Below are 17,370 nucleotides of genomic sequence, written 5' to 3' on the forward strand. Positions count from 1 at the left end.
GTTGCAATAACTGGGAACTCGAGAGAGCTTGATGACACTGCCCTTCTGATACGTCCTTTACCTCTTCTGAAAAGGCTTTACTGAAAAAAATCATTCTTTCATCCTCTTTACGTATGCGGAAAAGAGTATTCCTTGTGTTTGTTTCACTTTTTGTACTCGTTAGCGTTTTTTAGATGCTTCAGGTTCGTTTGCAACGTTTAAAGACATTTTATTCATATCCAGCACGCCCCTCTTTATCGCTACATCATTCACTATTTTGCGGCTATCAACGGTACCACACAGCTATTACTGCTTTTTTATCGGTTAAAATCAATCATCCCTCTGTGGCGGCAGCCTGCTACTAACCACCTTTAAAGCAAACGTTTGAACAATTAAAACGCCGCCACTTAAAACGATCCTCGATAAAAAACATGAGCTTAACCGATTAATATCAGACATTTCCCGCGTTAAATTTTATTTAATAAAAATTAACGAAGTTCCTATTCACGACAAAATATCTTATATAGCAACGATATACTGCATCGCTTTCTTATCGCCCTAGCGCGTTATAAAAAATACTATCCATTTGATTTTTAATAGAAAAATAATACGGGATAATTATACAACGCCTTACCGTCAGTAAAAAACATGTCTACACCATACTTTGGCTTTTAGTATGCCTGCTTAATCCGTCGCGTTTGTGAAGTTTTGTTTTTTTTCTGCAACATTATTAATCGGCCTCTTCGGCCTCAGCCTTGGGCTAACGGTAGTTGCAATGCTCCAAAATGAGTATCTTCCGCGCTCAACTTGGCCTTTGCTACTGCTGCTCTAAGCAATAGAACTCGCCTTGCGATACCGGTGACGGCTTTGCGCACATTCCGGTGGCCCCGCACTTTTCTACTGAGCGATAACAGCCGTTCGAGGCAGACCCAGCTACGTTTAATGCCTATAGCCGCTGGGTTATGGCAGTGATGCAGCGATAGTCGCTATATGAAATATTTGTTTGAAGAGTGAGGTTAATAACGCTTATGTCGTGCTTACCGCGTCACTTTTGTCACTCGATTGCTTAGGCAGGTGCGTAAAAAGCCCGCAGGGGGAATCTGCGGGCGTGCTGGCGGTCGCTGATGTTAGCGCAGGCCAAGCAGTGAAAGGATAAACAGTACAACGACGATTAGGCCTACGATATAGATAATATTACGCATGTTGGCACTCCTTGCTGGTTTGCGTTTTGGTTGAAATCAAAGGGTTGCTTACGCCCAGTAACGATTAAAGCCTAGCAGGCTTTTCAACTTTTTGCGTACTCGCCACCTTTTTGTTTTTAAAACAATCCGTTACGCCCTTTTAGGCACACATTATGTCTTGTTCTTAAACGCTCGCTATCCTAATTAGCAGGGTCACCAACAAGGAAGACGCGTTATGAAAAGGCTTATGCGAAGGTTTATCCAGGGAATGGGCTGCGCAATAGCGATAGGCGTCAGCCAAAGCATTGGCGCCAGCCCACCCGCGCCTGCTGCGTTTGCAGCATTGGATGATGAAGTTGGCAAGCTTTCACGCCTTCACAGCGTTGTGGTCGCTTACAACGGCGAGATTATCCACGAACTTCATCAGGGTGGCCCCGGTGTTGCGCAGCCTGCCAGTATCAAGTCACTTTCCAAAACGGTGCTGGCGGCAATAACAGGCGCAGCTATTGAAGAGGGCATTATTGAATCCACCGAGCAGCGATTGGTAACGCTCTTGGATGAGCCATTGCCCGCCGGGCTGGACCCGCGCGTGGAAGATATTACCGTAGGGCATTTGTTGGCACAGCAGGCGGGGCTTGAGCGCACATCCGGCGCTAACTACAGCGCTTGGGTGGCAAGCTCAAACTGGGTTAACGATGCCCTTACTCGCCCGTTTGTCGATGAGCCCGGCGGGCGGATGCTGTACTCCACCGGCACTAGCCACCTGCTTTCCGCAGCGCTTACCCAGGCAAGCGGTGAAACCACGCATGTACTCGCACAACGCCTGCTGGGGGAGCCGCTTACTATTTCGATTCCGGCATGGCCGCGTGACCCGCAAGGCATTTATTTTGGCGGCAACAATATGCAACTTTCGCCACGCGCGTTGATTGAGGTGGGCGAGCTTTATCGTAACGACGGCGTGATGGAGGGCGTGCGGCTATTGCCAGAAGGCTGGGTGGAGGCTTCATGGACACCCCGTGGTATCTCTGCCTGGACGGGTGATGGCTATGGGTATGGCTGGTTTATTACCGAACTCGCGGGGGAAGCGGTGTACTACGGGCGTGGCTATGGCGGGCAAGCGCTGTACGTGGTCCCTGAGCGCGATATGACCATTGTGATCACCGCAGACCCCACGCCGCCCTCCCCAGGCGGCCAGTTTCAACAACAGTTGCATCGCCTAGTCGAGGGCCTGCTCAGCGCACCTGAAGAACAGTAACGTAGAAAGCTAATACGTTATCGCTCAGGCCCATCTTGCGCTGTTCGGCGCTCTTCAACCTGTACTTCAACCTGTAGTTTGGTGCGAATAAAATCACTGTGACTAACATGCAGTAAATCGGCCAGCCGCCGAATACGGTGCTCTTCAAGTGGGTCAACGCTGCCGTCGGCCCACGCCAGCTGCCACATCAGCGCTACCAGCTCACAGCGCTGGTCGTAGTTATAGTGCTCTTTGATTAGGCTCACAAACTGGTAATGATCGACGGCCTCATCCACTTCTGCTTGTGCCAACGCCATCAGCTCTTCCACATCGCTTGTGCTGAGCTGGTAGCGCTCGGTAAGCATAAGGCGCAGCGCGGCAAGCTCTTCATCGGTGGTGTCGTAATCGGCGCGGACGATTTCACACAGCAGTGCTGCGGTGGCCAGTTCCAGGGTGAGCGTTTGATTTTCGCGCTGCTCGGGTTGCGCAAGCGTGCGCTGGAAGAAATCACTAATAGCGTTCAGCATAAGGGGCTCCTGGGTTGCTACAGCATCGTCCTTACCTCAATCCTTCTTGGTAAGCTGCTCTCTTAACTGCTTGGGCACTTGCTTGATAATCAGGCGATCTTGAGTGGCGTCGTACTCAATGCTTGAGCCCAGCAGGTGGGAGTCAAAACTAATCGAGACACCGCCCGCTCGGCCGGTAAAGCGGCGGAACTGGCTTAAGGTGCGTTTATCGGGGGGAATCTCCGGCGAAAGCCCGTAATCGGCGTTGCGAATATGGTCATAAAAGGCTTTCGGCTGCTGTTCGTCCACCAGCCCAGAAAGCTCTTCCAAGGTCATTGGCTCGCCACGGCGAAGCTGTTCATTGGCGTAGTCCACCAGCGTGTCGGTTTTTTCTCGACTCGCCTCGTCGTCGAAATCCTCTTTTTCCACATAGTCGCTGAAGGCCTTGAGCAGCGTGCGAGTTTCAGCGGGCGCATCGATCCCTTCTTCCATGCCCAACAGGGCTACCATGCCTTCGGCAAGCTTTTTACCACCACGATCTTTCAAGAAAGAGACGTACTGCGCACCAGGCGACTCGCTCTGCCACTGGGTTAAATTGACCCGGGCCGCCAGGGTAAGCTGGCTGGTATTCAGCTGAGCGGCAGGCACGGCCTGGTGGGTTTGGTTAATACCAATACCTTCACGCTGATGTACCAACGCGATAAACAGCGTTTCGGTGTCCCCTTGGCGTATGTGCGCAAGCAGCAAATAGCCACTGACGGATAACTGCTCTTGCAGCTCACGCGCCAGGCGCTCAGCAATTGCGGTCGAAAGCTGGGTAAAGTCCTGGGCACCCGCACTATAATCGCGCAGCCAGGCAACTAGTGGGCCAGCCTGCTCGCCCTCTTCAGCAAAGCGCCCCCAACCTTTAGCCTTGGTGTTATACGTGTCGTTCAGCGTATTCACCAGGCTTGTCATGGCCGGGTCATCACTTTCGGCAAGCGATGGCGCAGCGGTTAGCGTTAAGCGTTCACCGTCAAGCGAAGGGTCCAGGCGGTGAACAATGCTTTGCAGTAGTGGCATAAGGGCCTTGGCTCCTAGCGTCAATAAAAAGAAGTGCTATGCAAAAAAATACTGCGCGTTAGGGTTTCAGGCGATAGCCGGTACGAAATATCCACGCGATAGTGGCCAGGCTCGCCAGTAAAAACAGGCTGATCATGGCCACACTGGCTACCACACTGACATCGCTAATCCCGTAGAAGCTCCACCGAAAGCCGCTGACCAGATACACCACGGGGTTGGCGAGCGTGACGGTCTGCCAGAAAGGGGGCAGCATATCTATCGAGTAGAAACTGCCGCCCAGAAAGGTCAGTGGCGTAATGATCAGCAAGGGCACAAGCTGCAGCTTGTCGAAGCCATCCGCCCAAATGCCGATAATGAACCCCAGCAAACTAAACGTGACGGCGGTGAGCACCAGAAACGTCAGCATCCAGAAGGGGTGCGCAATTTCCAGCGGCACAAAAAAACTCGATGTCCCAAGAATGATCAGCCCCAATAGAATCGACTTCGAGGCGGCCGCCCCTACGTAGCCAATCACTATTTCAAGATAGGAGATGGGCGCCGATAAAATTTCATAGATACTGCCCGAAAACTTGGGAAAGAAAATCCCGAAAGAGGCGTTGGACACGCTTTGGGTCAGCAGCATGAGCATAATCAACCCAGGCACGATAAAGGCGCCGTAGCTGACCCCACCAATCTCACTGATACGCGAACCGATGGCCGCGCCGAACACCACAAAGTAGAGCGAGGTTGAAATAACCGGCGACACAATGCTTTGCAATAATGTGCGCCGCGTACGCGCCATTTCTGCCATATAAATGGCGCGAACAGGATACAGATTCATGCACGCTCCTTAACCAGGTCGACGAAAATATCCTCAAGCGAACTCTGCCGTGTGTGCAGGTCTCTAAAGGCGATGCCTTCGCGCTCAAGGTTCGCTAACAGCGCTGATATTTTGTGGCCCTCTTCATCCTGACGGCCATCATAGCTGTACACCAACTCATGCCCATCGGCGGCTAGACTTAACCCCGTTTGCTGAAAAGCGGCAGGTAGCGCCTTTAACGGCGTTTGCAGCTGAAGAATTAACTGCTTGCTGCCCAGCTTTTGCATCAAGGCCGCCTTTTCTTCCACCAGCACGATTTCACCTCGATTAATCACCCCGATGCGGTCGGCCATCTCTTCGGCTTCTTCAATATAGTGGGTGGTGAGAATAATCGTGACGCCACTTTCGCGCAGCCCGCGAACCACTTCCCACATATCCCGGCGCAGCTCAACATCGACCCCCGCCGTTGGCTCATCCAAAAACAGAATGCGCGGCTCGTGAGAGAGCGCCTTGGCAATCAACACGCGGCGCTTCATGCCGCCGGAAAGGGTCATTAAGCGGTTATGACGTTTATCCCATAACGCCAATGACTTAAGCACTTTTTCAATATGCGCAGGGGCAGGCGCTTTACCGAACAGGCCACGGCTAAAACTGACCGTATTCCACACCGTTTCAAAGGCTTCGTTGGTCAACTCCTGAGGCACCAGACCGATACGCTCACGCGCCTGGCGGTACTGGCTAACGCTATTAAAGCCGTCAATCACCACCTCGCCCTGGGTCGGGTTTACCAGCCCACACACCACGCTGATCAGCGTGGTTTTGCCTGCCCCGTTGGGGCCAAGCAGCGCAAAAATCTCACCACGCTGAATGGTGAGGTCCACCCGCGAGAGCGCTTGAAAGCCGCCTTCGTAGGTTTTATTCAGGCCGTTAATCGAAATAATGGGGTCGTTCATGGCTTTCTCCTCACACCGCAACGTAAACGCCACGACGCTGGAGGCGATTTAACGCGAGGTTAAACATGCGATTCTGTCTGAAAAGTGACCGAGCATAAGCGCTTTTCAGGCAGGACCGAATGCCAAAGCGACAATAGCCGTGCAGACGTCTTATCGTATTGCACGGCTATAGAGACGCAACGTTTAGGTGCGGTCAGTGATTTCGAGCAGGTGATAACCAAACTGCGTTTTCACCGGGCCGTGTACCTGACCCAACTCACCGCTGAACACCACCTTGTCGAACTCAGGCACCATTTGGCCGGGGCCGAAGCTACCCAAGTCGCCGCCCTGGCGGCCAGAAGGGCAGCTAGAGTGCTGCTTGGCGACATCGGCAAAATCACGGCCGTTTTCGATTTCCTGTTTAAGCGCTAAACACTGCTCTTCGCTGCTAACCAAAATATGACGGGCGCTGGCGTTTGCCATAACAACCTCCTGCCTGTATCAATGAAATGAAGCCGCTAGTTTATCACGCTCGCCTTGGCGGCGGGTGTACCTGCGACACAGCATGTTCAAGGCTTCCCAAGCACACCGCTATAGCGTAACGCATCGCCTACTCGCGCCAGCGCACGTTCATGGTCATTCACCGCTACCGGCCCCCGGCTGCAAGCAACGATCACCCAGGGGCCATTAGCCTCTTCACGCGTAGCAATGCCCGCATCACAACTACGCCGATGCTGGGTACCGGTTTTATGCGCAAAACGGGTGGTGTCGCCCAACCCGGCCGTTAGTCGATTGTTGCCCGATGTTGTTCGCTGCATTATCTCCAGAAGTGCCTGGCTCGGCTGCGCACCTAAGCCACCGCTCTCTGCTTCTTTATACACACTTGCCAACAGGTCGCCGTAGGCACGCAGCGTGCCGACGTTTTCACCGGTCGCCTCATAGGCATCGAACGCGTGGTCATAGTCAGGTTGCTTGAGCGTGGAGGGATCAACATCCAGCCGCTGAGCCAGCGCCGCCGCACGCTGGCCTAACCGGTGCTGGCGCAAGGCGATAAAATCCATGCCGCCCAGCGTTCGTGCGTCAGGGTGTAGCTGCCCATAAACGCCCTGACGAACGCCAACCAGCTTGCTAATCGGGCCGATATCATCAGGATTGCCTCCACTATCCGCAATCATTGCTCTCGCCCGAGCATTGACGTCGGCAAGGCCTACGCGGTCAATCAACATATCGGATGCCGTGTTATCACTGACGGTAATCATCTGTTCAAGCAGGTAGCGAATCGAGATCGGCGCCCCTGGGTCGTGCCAGATCACCGGCCCCGCGCCATCCACAAAGTCACTGCGCGAAAGCGTTAAGCGCTCATCCAGTGACAGCGTGCCTGCTTGACGTTCAGCAAGCACTTGGGCGGCAATAGGCACTTTTACCAACGAGGCCAAATACCAGGGCCTGTCCGCGTGCCACGAGTAGGCCTCTCCGGTGGCCAGGTTTTGTACATACACCCCTAACGTGCCTTCAAAGATGCCCTCAATAGCGGCGACTCGGGTATTCAAGTCAGCCTGCCATGTACTCTGTTTATCGACCTCGTAGTACCAGTTCGTCTCAAAAGCCTGTGTTTCAAGTTCCTGTGTTTGAGCACCGTCGGCATAGGCTGGCAGTGCCATTAAACACACTACGGCTAACAGCCAGCGTTGCCATTGTTGCTGTCGTTGCTGTCGTTGCTGTCGTTGCAAACCATGTCCTCTTAGCGGTGCGCTGCGATCCAACGTGTCACCCAAATCCACACGGCGGCGCCCAGTATCAACACGCCGCTAATCGCCAGCGCCTGTGGATAGGTATACATGCCCTCGCCTTGCAGCAAAAAGCGCAGCACGAGAAAGATCATCACAATATGAAAAATAAACGCTTTTAGCGCATCGCTGCCGACCACGGTGAGCGGCAAAAGTGCCCTGGCGGCAGCCGCTCCACCGGCCAGTGCCAGTGCGAGCAAAATAAGCGCGCCACCTACACTAAACAGCATGAATTCCAGGCCAGGCGGATGTTTGCCTGCGTTATTGGCAACGGCCATCATGGCGGCATAAACACGGCCATCCGCCAACGCGAGACCATAAAATGCCATTACCATTAACGCGCCTGCCGCCAGCAGTATTAACACCAAGCGGCGGCGCAAGTGAGCCGTAAAGTAACAGCGCAATAGCGCTTCGCCTACCAATAACCCCACCAGAATAAGGGGCGCCCGGCTAATCTGCCCCCAGGCATAGTGGTCGGGGTGGTCGACCAGTAAGGCTTTCAGGATATCGTTACCGCCAAAGCTAAGCCCTTGTAACCAGGCAGAAAGCGCGGTTAAGCCAACCAGTGTGGCAATCCGGCTCCAAAGAGGCGCCCGTGCCCATAGCGGTAGAATAAGCGGCACCCAAAGCAGGGCAATGGCATAAAAGCCTAAAATCTCGACCCAGATCCCAAAGCGTCCATAAAGCAGCGTATCGACAATATCGCCAGGGCTACTAAACGGGAGCATCTCGATAATAATGAGCGCCTTGTACCAGAACCACACTTCAATCGCGCGTAGCCATAGTTTAAGGCGTCGTTTAGGCCAATCATCTCTTTGAGTGTGAGAAAGAAAGGCCACTGCCAGGGCAATGCCGAATACCAAAATAAACAGTGATGAGGAGAATTTGGTTAATAGATGAATAGGCACCATGCCCCAGTCAGGCACATTACGTATGCCTATCAGCCCGCTAACCGTGTGGCTGACAATCATTAAGCCAATCGCAATGCCTCGCGCCAAATCGATAGCCGCGATTCGCCCTTCCGCTTTAGGAAGCTGCGGCGCCTCTTTCCAGTTCACCACGATACAAGCTTCCTTATAGTCATAACGGGCCAAGGGGTACGTAATGTTAACAATAGACGATAAGGCAACAACTTTTGCTTTGGGCTTTAAACGCAAAAATGCCCCGCAGGCGGCGGGGCATTTTGTGGCTCATCCGTAAGCCAGAGCAAGTGTTATTCCATTAGCGGGTTAATTACCACTGGGTGTCGTCATCGTCATCCGTGGTTTCGTACTCCTGCTCCTCTTCCTCTTCTTCATAGGTGAATTCTTGCTCTTCCTCTTCATACTCAGTGGTTACATCTTGATCTTGCTGCTCAGTGTCATACGAATTAAAACTGCCTTGCTCGTCCTGCGTCGCCTCTTCTTGCGGCACTGGTTCTTGCTCAGTGCCACTTTCCATTTCAGCAAACGCAAGAGGGCTTGCGATCAGACCAAATGATACGCCTAAAATACCTAGTTTTTTCAGAGCTTCCATTTTCATGTCGTGCCTCCTAAGTAATCTGCTTTCTGTTGCTTCGTAAAAATAAATCAAACAAGGAACATCTAGCCAAGAACCAACCATCATCCTGATGCTGCGTTCTTGTCCTGGTTACTGCACGCGTCGTACCAGGTTTTTCTAAAAAACAAAAAACATATATAAAGTCAAAAACTTAAACTCAACAAGAGCATACCAACCTATTGATTTTATGAAATATATTTAATAATTTACTGTTTAACTGTGGCACATGAGCCCGCTTTGGTCATGCCAGGTGCGGTTAATGGCTTCGTCATTTAGGTTTTAAATGAAAACGGGCAGCGACTGATCCACAAACACAATAGACCTTCCCAACAGCTGGCGTCAGAACATCCATCTTGAGCAACAGGATGCTGAGGAAAGTGCTTAGACAACATGTGCAGAATGCAATAAAAAGTTCAGGAAGGAGACCCTGCCCAGGCCACTCCCGCCATCGATCATAGTTAAAAAAATCATCAGGAAATTCTTATCAGTGCGAATGACGCGGCACGTCAGAGCCTCGACAGCCGATCAGGAAGTCAAAGTCACAGCCTTCATCGGCTTGCAGCACTCGCTCAATATAGAGCTGGCGATAGCCGCCCTGGCTTGCGATGAGGGTCGAGGCCGCCGTGGCATCAAACGCGGCGAGGCGTGCCTGAATCTCCTCTTCACTGACGTCCAGGTGCAGCCGGCCGCTGGCGCAGTCCAATTCAATCCAGTCGCCGTTACGCACCGCGGCCAAGGGGCCACCCGCGGCAGCTTCAGGTGCCACGTGCAGCACCACGGTGCCATAAGCGGTTCCACTCATGCGCGCATCAGAAATACGCACCATATCGGTGACGCCCTGAGCAAGGACCTTGGGCGGTAGCCCCATATTGCCGACTTCCGCCATGCCGTGATAACCGCGAGGCCCGCAGTGTTTCATTACCAGGATATCGTTGGCTTCAACGTCCAGGTCCGGGTCATTGATGCGCGCTTTATAATCGTCGAAGTCTTCAAACACGACGGCACGACCACGGTGTTGCATCAGTTCGGCGGTCGCTGCCGAGGGTTTTAACACCGCGCCATTGGGTGCAAGATTGCCGCGCAGCACACAGATACCGCCATCCGCTGTCAGCGGGTTATCCAGCGGACGAATAACATCGTCGTTATACAGCGGGGCATCCTTGACGTTCTCCCACAGGGTTTTACCGTTAACGGTGAGTGCGTCTTTAAAGGGCAGGCGGTCGGCGTCCCCCAAGCGCTTTAGCACGGCGGGCAGGCCGCCAGCGTAGTAGAACTCTTCCATCAAATAACGCCCGGAGGGCTGTAAATCTACCACCGTGGGCGTACCGCGCCCCACCCGGCTCCAGTCGTCCAGCTTAAGGTCTACCCCCATGCGCCCGGCAATCGCTTTCAGGTGGATTACCGCATTAGTGGAGCCGCCAATCGCTGCGTTGGTACGAATGGCATTCTCAAACGCTTCTTTCGTAAGGATTTTGGAGAGCTTTAAGTCTTCATTAACCATCTCGACAATGCGATTACCGGAAAGGTGTGCGAGCACATAACGACGCGAATCCACCGCAGGAATTGCCGCATTGTGAGGTAGTGAGGTGCCCAAGGATTCCGCCATGCAAGCCATGGTAGACGCAGTACCCATGGTGTTACAGGTGCCCGCCGAGCGCGACATGCCCGCTTCAGCGGCCATAAAGTCGTGCAATGAAATCTCGCCCGCTTTGACCTGCTCAGAAAGCTGCCAGACCACGGTACCCGAACCGATGTCCTTGCCCTTGTGCTTGCCGTTAAGCATGGGCCCGCCGGTCACGACGATGGTGGGAATATCACAACTCGCCGCGCCCATTAACAGCGCCGGGGTCGTTTTATCGCAACCTACCAGCAGCACCACCGCATCAATCGGGTTGCCGCGAATCGCCTCTTCAACATCCATGCTGGCAAGGTTACGAGTAAACATTGCGGTCGGGCGGAGGTTGGATTCACCGCTGGAGAAGACCGGGAATTCCACCGGGTAGCCGCCCGCTTCCAGTATGCCTTGCTTTACGTGCTCCGCCAGCTTGCGAAAGTGAGCGTTGCAAGGCGTTAGTTCCGACCAGGTGTTACAGATCCCGATAATCGGCTTGCCCTGGAATTCATGGTCGGGAATGCCCTGATTTTTCATCCAGCTGCGGTACATAAAGCCGTTTTTATCGGCGGTTCCAAACCACTGGGCAGAGCGTAGGGGCGGCTTTCGTTCAGACATGGACGTCTCTCCGTACAATTCGGTAAAAGATAGAAACAAAACAGGAAAAAGTGTCGTTAGGCGCGCTGGCGTCGCGTCTGTTTCCAGCGGTCAAACATTACCGCCAGCAGCAGAATTGCCCCACGTACCAGGTACTGGTAGAACGTTGGTACGTTGAGTAGCCCCATGGCGTTCTGCACACAGCCCATGATCAGCACGCCGACGACTACGCCGGTAATAGTGGCAACGCCGCCCGATAGCGCCACCCCACCCAGTACACAGGCAGAAATCACCGCAAGCTCTAGCCCCATGGAGGTATTGGGGTCGCCCAAGCCCATCCGTGAGGCCAGTAACACGCCCACGACGCCCGCAACAACGCCTTGTAAACCAAAGACAATAATCTTGAGGCGGCGGACATTGACCCCCGCGAGCGACGCGGCCTCCGAGTTACCACCCGTGGCAAGGACATTGCGTCCGAAGGCGGTCATATTGAGCACCACACCGAAGATGACAAAGCAGGCCAACATGGTCCACACCGGCAGCGTCAGGCCTAGAAATGAAGCGCTACCCAGATCAAAGAAACCCGGCACGGTAATCATCACCGCGTCGCCACCCGACGTGATATAAGCCAGCCCGCGTACAAACTCCATCGCCGCCAGCGTGGCAATCAGCGAGTTAATACCAAACCTGGCAATCACAAACCCGTTAAAGGCCCCCACCGCGCCCCCGGCAACAATGCCACCTATAACGCCGATAAAAACGCTACCGGAGCTAGAGGTCACAACCGCTGCCACTACCCCCGCAAACGCCACGATTGAGGCCACCGAAAGATCCACCTCACCCAGCGCCAACACCAGCATCATCGTGGTCGCCAGACTGCCTATCAGGGTGATCGAAAGCAGCAGCCCCACCATGTTTCGCCCGGTAAGAAAGTCGGGGATAAACACCGCCAGGGCGATAAAGAGCAGCATAAAAACGGCGATCAGCCCAGAGGTGTCCAACAGCGTGCGCAGTGGTTTAATGAGCCCTTGGCGCCCCGCAGGGCGCGTTGGCTCAACACCTTCTTGGGTTAATTTGTTCGATGTCATCACAGGTGTCCTGAACGTGTTCGATAATGGGTACCGCTTAGGCGGGTAGTGCCAGGCCTAATAGTCGTTCGGGCGTGGCGGCGTCTCTTGGCACCACGTCGACCAGCTCACCGTCGCGCATCACTGCGATGCGGTCACAGATGGAGCTAACTTCGGCAAGGTCGCTGGAAATCACGACAATGCTTTTCCCCTGCTCGGCCAAGTCGTAAAGCAGGCTATAAATGTCTCTACGCGCGCCCACATCAATCCCGCGCGTGGGCTCGTCCATCACGAAAAGGTCGATCTCTTCCGCGAGCCAGCGGGCCAAAATTACCTTTTGCTGATTGCCCCCGGATAGCTTGCCTATCGGTGCCCGATAGCTAGGGGTTTTAACGCTAAGCTGCTGAATATAGGCTTCAGCATTGCGTCGTTCGCGGCCAGGGTGACGGAAAACGCCCCAGCGCTTAAAAAACCGCCGGCAGCTGATATTGAGATTGTCGGCAACGCTCGCTACTGGGAAAATCCCTTGAGATTTACGATCCTCTGGGCACATGGCGATACCGGCGCGAATCGCCTCTGCGGGGCTTTTAAAGCGTCGCGATTCGCCCTGGAACGTCACGCTACCCGCTTTAGGCGCTTCCACCCCGCATACCAGCCGCAATAGCTCACTGCGACCGGCGCCTACCAGGCCAAACAAGCCGAATACCTCGCCACGCTTCACGGAGAAGCTAACCGGCGCATTCAGGCCGCGCCCTTGAATCTCGTCAACAGACAGCACCACATCGCCGTGCTCGCGGGCGCGATAGCCGTATACGTCATCGATGTCCCGCCCTACCATCTCGCTAACCAATAGATCATGCGTCAGCTGCGACATATCTTCGTGGGTACGAATATGCTGGCCGTCGCGAAAGATAGTGACCGCATCGCACATCTCAAACACTTCTTCCATGCGATGGGTCACGTAGAGCACCACCCGCCCCTCGTCGCGCAGGCGTTTGACGATGCGTTTAAGCTGACGGATTTCCTGAATGGAAAGGCTACTGGTAGGTTCATCGAAAGCGATAACGCGGGCATCACGCAGCAATGCACGGCCAATCTCAATCATCTGCTGCTGGCCGATAGAGAGATCACGCACCTTGGTCGAGGGATGAATGTCACCCTCGCCAAGGTCAGCCAGAATCGCCAGTGCCCTTTCCCGCATCTTTCGCCGGTTCACAAACCCCTGACGCGTAGGCAGCTGGCCCAGCAGCAGGTTTTCAGCGACCGACATATTGGGCGAGAGCGTTAGCTCCTGGTAGATAATGGCGATCCCTTCGCGCAATGCTTCACGGGCGTTGCTGAACACGTGGCGCTGCCCATCGATCCAGAGAGCCCCCTCTGCAGCGCGGTTCACCCCGCTAAGCACTTTCAGCAGCGTCGACTTACCCGCGCCGTTTTCGCCCATCAGCGCATGCACCTGACCGGTATGAGCAGCAAAGCTCACCCCATCCAGCGCGCGCACCCCAGGGAATACAACACTGATATTGTCAAAGCGAAGATATGGATCAGACATACGTGAGCACTCCACCAAATAGCCCGTCACAAAAAGTCAGTTACAGACCGAGCGCATCGCGCACTTCTTCCCAGTTATCACGCGTCATTAACGTACCAGACGTTTCTGTAATCGCCTGAGGCTCCTGGTCTTCGCTGATCCAGCGGTAAAGGTCTTCAGCCGTTTGTCGACCGTGCATGGTAGAACTCACCGCAACGGTGCCGTGGAAGCCCGTGGGGTTGTCGCGGGAAAACTCAGCAAACGCCGCGCCTGAACCATTGATGCCCACCCCAATGACATCCTCAGCGGCCAGCCCGTACTGTTCGGTCGCCCGAACGCCCCCCAGAACGCTCTCTTCATTTAGCGCGTAGATTACCCAGTGCTCATAATCACCGCGTTGAGAAAGCACCGGTGATGCAGCGGAAAATGCACCACTCGTATCCGTACTTTGTTGAGGCGCATCGAAGATGTTCTCTTCGGGGAAGCCCGAAGCAAGCAGCGCTTGGGTCGCTCCATCCGTACGCTCAACGGCAGTCGGTAGTTCGTTATTGGTAATACGCAACGCACCTACGTTCTCAACATCCCAGCCACGAGCTTCCATTTCGGCGGCAATTGCCTCACCGACCTGCTGACCAATTTTGGTGCCGGACATACCTAGATGCGGTACGCCTTCCATAGGCTCACCACTGGCGTTAACAAACTGGTCATCGACGGTAACCACTTTCATGCCGTACTGTTCGGCGCGATTCATGATCGCAGGCCCAAGACGTACATCTGGCGGGCAAATGACAAACCCTTGAGCGCCTTGTGAGTAAAGGTTATCAATCGCGCTAAGCACCTCTTGACCATCTTCACCACCCAGACGAACAACCTGGAATCCGAGTTCCTCGCCCGCCTCTGTTGCGGCGCGCTGTTCGTTAATAAACCAGGCTTGTTCCGGCTTTTTGACGATAAAGCCAATCTTCACGTCGTCCTGTGCCTGCACAGAACCCAGCGAGGCCAGCATGACGGCGCTACCCAGCGCCAGGCGCGTAAACGTGGTTACGATGCTCATTGTTGTGCTCCTGATATTCCAATTATTATTGATGTTATTGCTGCAATCACCGTCTGCTGCTCGTCAGGCGCATGGCTAGACGCCCATATCGTCTTGGGCAGAGAAGCGGAAGATGGTGCGTGAACGGTAGGTCTCTCCTGGCTGTAGAACCGTGCTGGGAAAGGCGTCCTGATTAGGCGAATCGGGAAAGTGCTGCGTTTCCAGTGCAAAACCAGAGCGCTGTGGATAGGCATTGCCACTTTTGCCCGTTAAATCACCGGCCAAAAAATTCCCCGAATAAAATTGAATACCAGGCTCAGTGGTTTCAATTTCCAGCAGCCGTCCACTTTGTGGCTCCCACACCTTGGCGGCCATCACCAGATCGCCTTGCTCGGCGTTATCTTGGTTAAGCACAAAGTTATGGTCGTAGCCCTGCCCAAAGCGCAGTTGATCGTTGTCTTGCTCAATACGCTCGCCAATCGACGTGGCCTGGGTGAAATCGAACGGAGTCCCTTCAACAGGCTGCAGCTCGCCCGTCGGAATCAATGATTCACTCACCGGGGTAAAGGCATCGGCATTGAGCATAAGCTGATGATCAAGGATGGAGTCGTTCCCCTCACCCTTAAGGTTGAAGTAACTGTGCTGGGTAAGATTGACGGGCGTTGCCTTGTCGGTCTCGGCCTGGTAATCGACAATCAATTCATTTTGATCGGTAAGGGTATACGTCACTTCAACCGTCAGCTCTCCAGGATAGCCCTCTTCGCCATCCTCACTGACATAGCGCAGCACCAGCCCCGTCCCTTCATCATTTTCAAAAGGCTCGGCCTGCCAGAGCACACGATCAAACCCTTGCTCGCCGCCGTGCAGGTGGTTATCGCCATCGTTGGTGGCTAACGAGTAGGTTTCACCCTCCAGCGCAAACTGACCTTCGGCGATACGGTTGCCGTAGCGGCCAATGAGTGCGCCAAAGTAGGGATTCGCTTGCTGGTAAGTGTCAGACAGATAACCATCCAGCGATTCAAAACCCAGCGCGATATCGTCAATGTTTCCGTCTACGTCAGGTACTTTCAGGGATACGATTGTGCCCCCGTAATTAATGACCTGAAGCTCAACGCCATTGGCGTTCGTTAGCCGGTAGCTTTGCACCTCACGGCCGTCCGGCAACTGGCCGAACGTCGATTGTTCGACGGCGCTCTCTGCTTTACTGTTCGCCATGGGTTCCTTATCACTTTGGGCCTGGGCTACATTTGTCATCAGCGCGATGACGCCTGCGCTCAGTAACAATCTTGAGCCAACGCTACCTGTATGAGAGGGCATGGTGTTCCTCCTGTTAACATCGTTATTGTTATTCGTGCGGTATGCGGTTCATTACCAGGTTCACTACTACACGCCCTACACTAGACAGCTCTTACATAACTAACCAATATAGGAACACGTTAATTCCGATACACTTATTGCTATCAAAAGCACTGAAAGGCTTATTCCATGAGCGTTCTTGACAGTAACTGGTTTCTCAACGCTCGACTAAAGTTGCGTCATTTTCAGCTATTTTTGGCGCTTGACGAGCACCGCAACCTGCATCGTGCCGCTGCCCAACTCAACATGAGCCAGCCCGCTGCCTCAAAACTGCTCAGCGACCTGGAAGCGAACCTGGGTATGCGTCTGTTTGATCGTCAGCCGCGTGGGCTAACCCCTAACTGGTATGGGGAGGTCATGATTCGTCATGCGCATAGTGTGCTGTCGACACTACACCACACCGCTGAAGAGCTGACCGCGCTGCGCAACGGCAATACGGGCACCGTGGCTATCGGCACCGTTATGGCACCCGCCGTTACGCTTCTAACCAGCGCTATTGAACGGGTCCACAGAGACCGCCCGGAGCTTAAAATCAGTGTGGATGTGGATGTCAGCAAAGCGCTGGTGCCACGTTTGCTGGAAGGTGAGCTGGATTTTGCGATTACACGCCTTCCACCAGGCAGCGATCTTGAGCGCTTTGTCTTTGAAGAAATTGGCGAGGAGGAGTTGTGCTTTGTGTGTCGTGAAGGACATCCGCTGGTAGGCAAAACGTCGTTAAAACTGGCGGACATGGCCGCCTACCCGTGGTCACTGCAGCCACCCGGCGCACTCATGCGACAGCGTGTTGACAGTCTGTTTCTGCATCATCAGGTCGCGCCACCTCGGCAAGTCGTTGATACTGCCGACTTACTGGTGTCACTAGCGCTGGTCGATAAGTCCGACACCATCACCGTGACCACGCGCGAAACGGCCGATCTACTCTGCACCCCGCAACGCTTTCACCAGTTGCCCTTCGTCGAAGCGCTTAGCGTGCAGCCCTACGGCCTGGTCAGCTTACGCCACCAACGACTTTCACCGGGGGCTGCACTATTAATGAGCACCCTCCGCGAGATTATCGCTCAGGATGCGCAGCGCGAAGATGGGCGCAGTGAAACATAACGAGGTAGTCGCATGCGAATAATGCGGCACTCGCTCGATATAGGGCTGGTGATAGCC

At 54.1% G+C, this 17,370-nt stretch carries 15 protein-coding genes; 2 read left to right on the forward strand and 13 right to left on the reverse strand.

Going from position 1 to position 17,370, the window contains the following annotated elements; all coding sequences use genetic code 11:
* Positions 1 to 1,395 precede the first annotated feature (1,395 nt).
* On the forward strand, positions 1,396 to 2,415 hold the full coding sequence (locus tag ACT3T7_RS09030; protein WP_444630808.1) for a serine hydrolase domain-containing protein: 1,020 nt from the start codon (positions 1,396 to 1,398) through the stop codon (positions 2,413 to 2,415).
* A gap of 17 nt (positions 2,416 to 2,432) precedes the next feature.
* On the opposite strand, the gene ACT3T7_RS09035 is transcribed toward ACT3T7_RS09030, so the two are convergent.
* From ACT3T7_RS09035 to ACT3T7_RS09095, 13 genes are all read right to left on the reverse strand, one after another.
* Positions 2,433 to 2,921 carry a tellurite resistance TerB family protein gene (locus tag ACT3T7_RS09035; protein WP_444630809.1) on the reverse strand — a complete coding sequence of 163 codons (489 nt, stop codon included), beginning with the start codon at positions 2,919 to 2,921 and terminating at the stop codon, positions 2,433 to 2,435.
* Positions 2,922 to 2,957: 36 nt separating this feature from the next.
* A complete protein-coding gene (yejK, locus tag ACT3T7_RS09040; protein WP_444630810.1) occupies positions 2,958 to 3,962 on the reverse strand; it encodes a nucleoid-associated protein YejK in 1,005 nt (334 codons plus the stop codon).
* Positions 3,963 to 4,020: 58 nt separating this feature from the next.
* Entirely contained in the window at positions 4,021 to 4,782 is a 762-nt protein-coding gene (locus ACT3T7_RS09045; protein WP_172119068.1) for an ABC transporter permease, read from the reverse strand.
* Complete coding sequence (locus ACT3T7_RS09050; RefSeq protein ID WP_193056716.1) at positions 4,779 to 5,714, reverse strand: ABC transporter ATP-binding protein; 936 nt, start codon at positions 5,712 to 5,714, stop codon at positions 4,779 to 4,781. The genes ACT3T7_RS09045 and ACT3T7_RS09050 overlap by 4 nt, the downstream gene beginning before the upstream one ends.
* A gap of 183 nt (positions 5,715 to 5,897) precedes the next feature.
* Positions 5,898 to 6,176, reverse strand: a complete 279-nt coding sequence (locus ACT3T7_RS09055) for a peptidylprolyl isomerase (protein WP_087111190.1) — start codon at positions 6,174 to 6,176, stop codon at positions 5,898 to 5,900.
* Positions 6,177 to 6,262: 86 nt separating this feature from the next.
* Complete coding sequence (locus tag ACT3T7_RS09060) at positions 6,263 to 7,423, reverse strand: serine hydrolase (RefSeq protein WP_444630811.1); 1,161 nt, start codon at positions 7,421 to 7,423, stop codon at positions 6,263 to 6,265.
* 11 nt (positions 7,424 to 7,434) lie between these two features.
* Complete coding sequence (locus tag ACT3T7_RS09065; protein ID WP_444630812.1) at positions 7,435 to 8,541, reverse strand: acyltransferase family protein; 1,107 nt, start codon at positions 8,539 to 8,541, stop codon at positions 7,435 to 7,437.
* Between the two features lie 172 nt (positions 8,542 to 8,713).
* Complete coding sequence (locus tag ACT3T7_RS09070; protein ID WP_444630813.1) at positions 8,714 to 9,001, reverse strand: hypothetical protein; 288 nt, start codon at positions 8,999 to 9,001, stop codon at positions 8,714 to 8,716.
* Between the two features lie 502 nt (positions 9,002 to 9,503).
* On the reverse strand, positions 9,504 to 11,249 hold the full coding sequence (locus tag ACT3T7_RS09075; protein ID WP_087111171.1) for an IlvD/Edd family dehydratase: 1,746 nt from the start codon (positions 11,247 to 11,249) through the stop codon (positions 9,504 to 9,506).
* A 56-nt stretch (positions 11,250 to 11,305) separates the two neighbouring features.
* The gene (gene araH, locus ACT3T7_RS09080) at positions 11,306 to 12,316 is read right to left on the reverse strand and encodes an L-arabinose ABC transporter permease AraH (protein WP_087111170.1); all 1,011 of its coding nucleotides are present in this window, start codon (positions 12,314 to 12,316) and stop codon (positions 11,306 to 11,308) included.
* A gap of 37 nt (positions 12,317 to 12,353) precedes the next feature.
* A complete protein-coding gene (gene araG, locus ACT3T7_RS09085; protein WP_444630814.1) occupies positions 12,354 to 13,847 on the reverse strand; it encodes an L-arabinose ABC transporter ATP-binding protein AraG in 1,494 nt (497 codons plus the stop codon).
* A 40-nt stretch (positions 13,848 to 13,887) separates the two neighbouring features.
* The gene (locus ACT3T7_RS09090) at positions 13,888 to 14,880 is read right to left on the reverse strand and encodes an arabinose ABC transporter substrate-binding protein (protein WP_087111166.1); all 993 of its coding nucleotides are present in this window, start codon (positions 14,878 to 14,880) and stop codon (positions 13,888 to 13,890) included.
* A gap of 75 nt (positions 14,881 to 14,955) precedes the next feature.
* Entirely contained in the window at positions 14,956 to 16,176 is a 1,221-nt protein-coding gene (locus ACT3T7_RS09095) for an aldose epimerase family protein (protein WP_444630815.1), read from the reverse strand.
* A 168-nt stretch (positions 16,177 to 16,344) separates the two neighbouring features.
* Between ACT3T7_RS09095 and ACT3T7_RS09100 the strand changes: the two genes are divergently transcribed.
* Positions 16,345 to 17,313 carry a LysR substrate-binding domain-containing protein gene (locus ACT3T7_RS09100; protein WP_444630816.1) on the forward strand — a complete coding sequence of 323 codons (969 nt, stop codon included), beginning with the start codon at positions 16,345 to 16,347 and terminating at the stop codon, positions 17,311 to 17,313.
* The last annotated feature ends 57 nt before the right edge of the window (positions 17,314 to 17,370 follow it).

Source organism: Halomonas sp. 111, from assembly GCF_052379685.1.
GTDB classification, from domain to species: Bacteria; Pseudomonadota; Gammaproteobacteria; order Pseudomonadales; family Halomonadaceae; genus Vreelandella; species Vreelandella citrativorans.

Excerpts from the sequence above, each read along its gene's own strand:
- ACT3T7_RS09030 (WP_444630808.1), top strand. The coding sequence starts at position 1,396 with ATGAAAAGGCTTATGCGAAGGTTTATCCAGGGAATGGGCTGCGCAATA.
- ACT3T7_RS09035 (WP_444630809.1), bottom strand. The coding sequence starts at position 2,921 with ATGCTGAACGCTATTAGTGATTTCTTCCAGCGCACGCTTGCGCAACCC.
- yejK (WP_444630810.1), bottom strand. The coding sequence starts at position 3,962 with ATGCCACTACTGCAAAGCATTGTTCACCGCCTGGACCCTTCGCTTGAC.
- ACT3T7_RS09045 (WP_172119068.1), bottom strand. The coding sequence starts at position 4,782 with ATGAATCTGTATCCTGTTCGCGCCATTTATATGGCAGAAATGGCGCGT.
- ACT3T7_RS09050 (WP_193056716.1), bottom strand. The coding sequence starts at position 5,714 with ATGAACGACCCCATTATTTCGATTAACGGCCTGAATAAAACCTACGAA.
- ACT3T7_RS09055 (WP_087111190.1), bottom strand. The coding sequence starts at position 6,176 with ATGGCAAACGCCAGCGCCCGTCATATTTTGGTTAGCAGCGAAGAGCAG.
- ACT3T7_RS09070 (WP_444630813.1), bottom strand. The coding sequence starts at position 9,001 with ATGAAAATGGAAGCTCTGAAAAAACTAGGTATTTTAGGCGTATCATTT.
- ACT3T7_RS09075 (WP_087111171.1), bottom strand. The coding sequence starts at position 11,249 with ATGTCTGAACGAAAGCCGCCCCTACGCTCTGCCCAGTGGTTTGGAACC.
- araH (WP_087111170.1), bottom strand. The coding sequence starts at position 12,316 with ATGACATCGAACAAATTAACCCAAGAAGGTGTTGAGCCAACGCGCCCT.
- araG (WP_444630814.1), bottom strand. The coding sequence starts at position 13,847 with ATGTCTGATCCATATCTTCGCTTTGACAATATCAGTGTTGTATTCCCT.
- ACT3T7_RS09090 (WP_087111166.1), bottom strand. The coding sequence starts at position 14,880 with ATGAGCATCGTAACCACGTTTACGCGCCTGGCGCTGGGTAGCGCCGTC.
- ACT3T7_RS09095 (WP_444630815.1), bottom strand. The coding sequence starts at position 16,176 with ATGCCCTCTCATACAGGTAGCGTTGGCTCAAGATTGTTACTGAGCGCA.
- ACT3T7_RS09100 (WP_444630816.1), top strand. The coding sequence starts at position 16,345 with ATGAGCGTTCTTGACAGTAACTGGTTTCTCAACGCTCGACTAAAGTTG.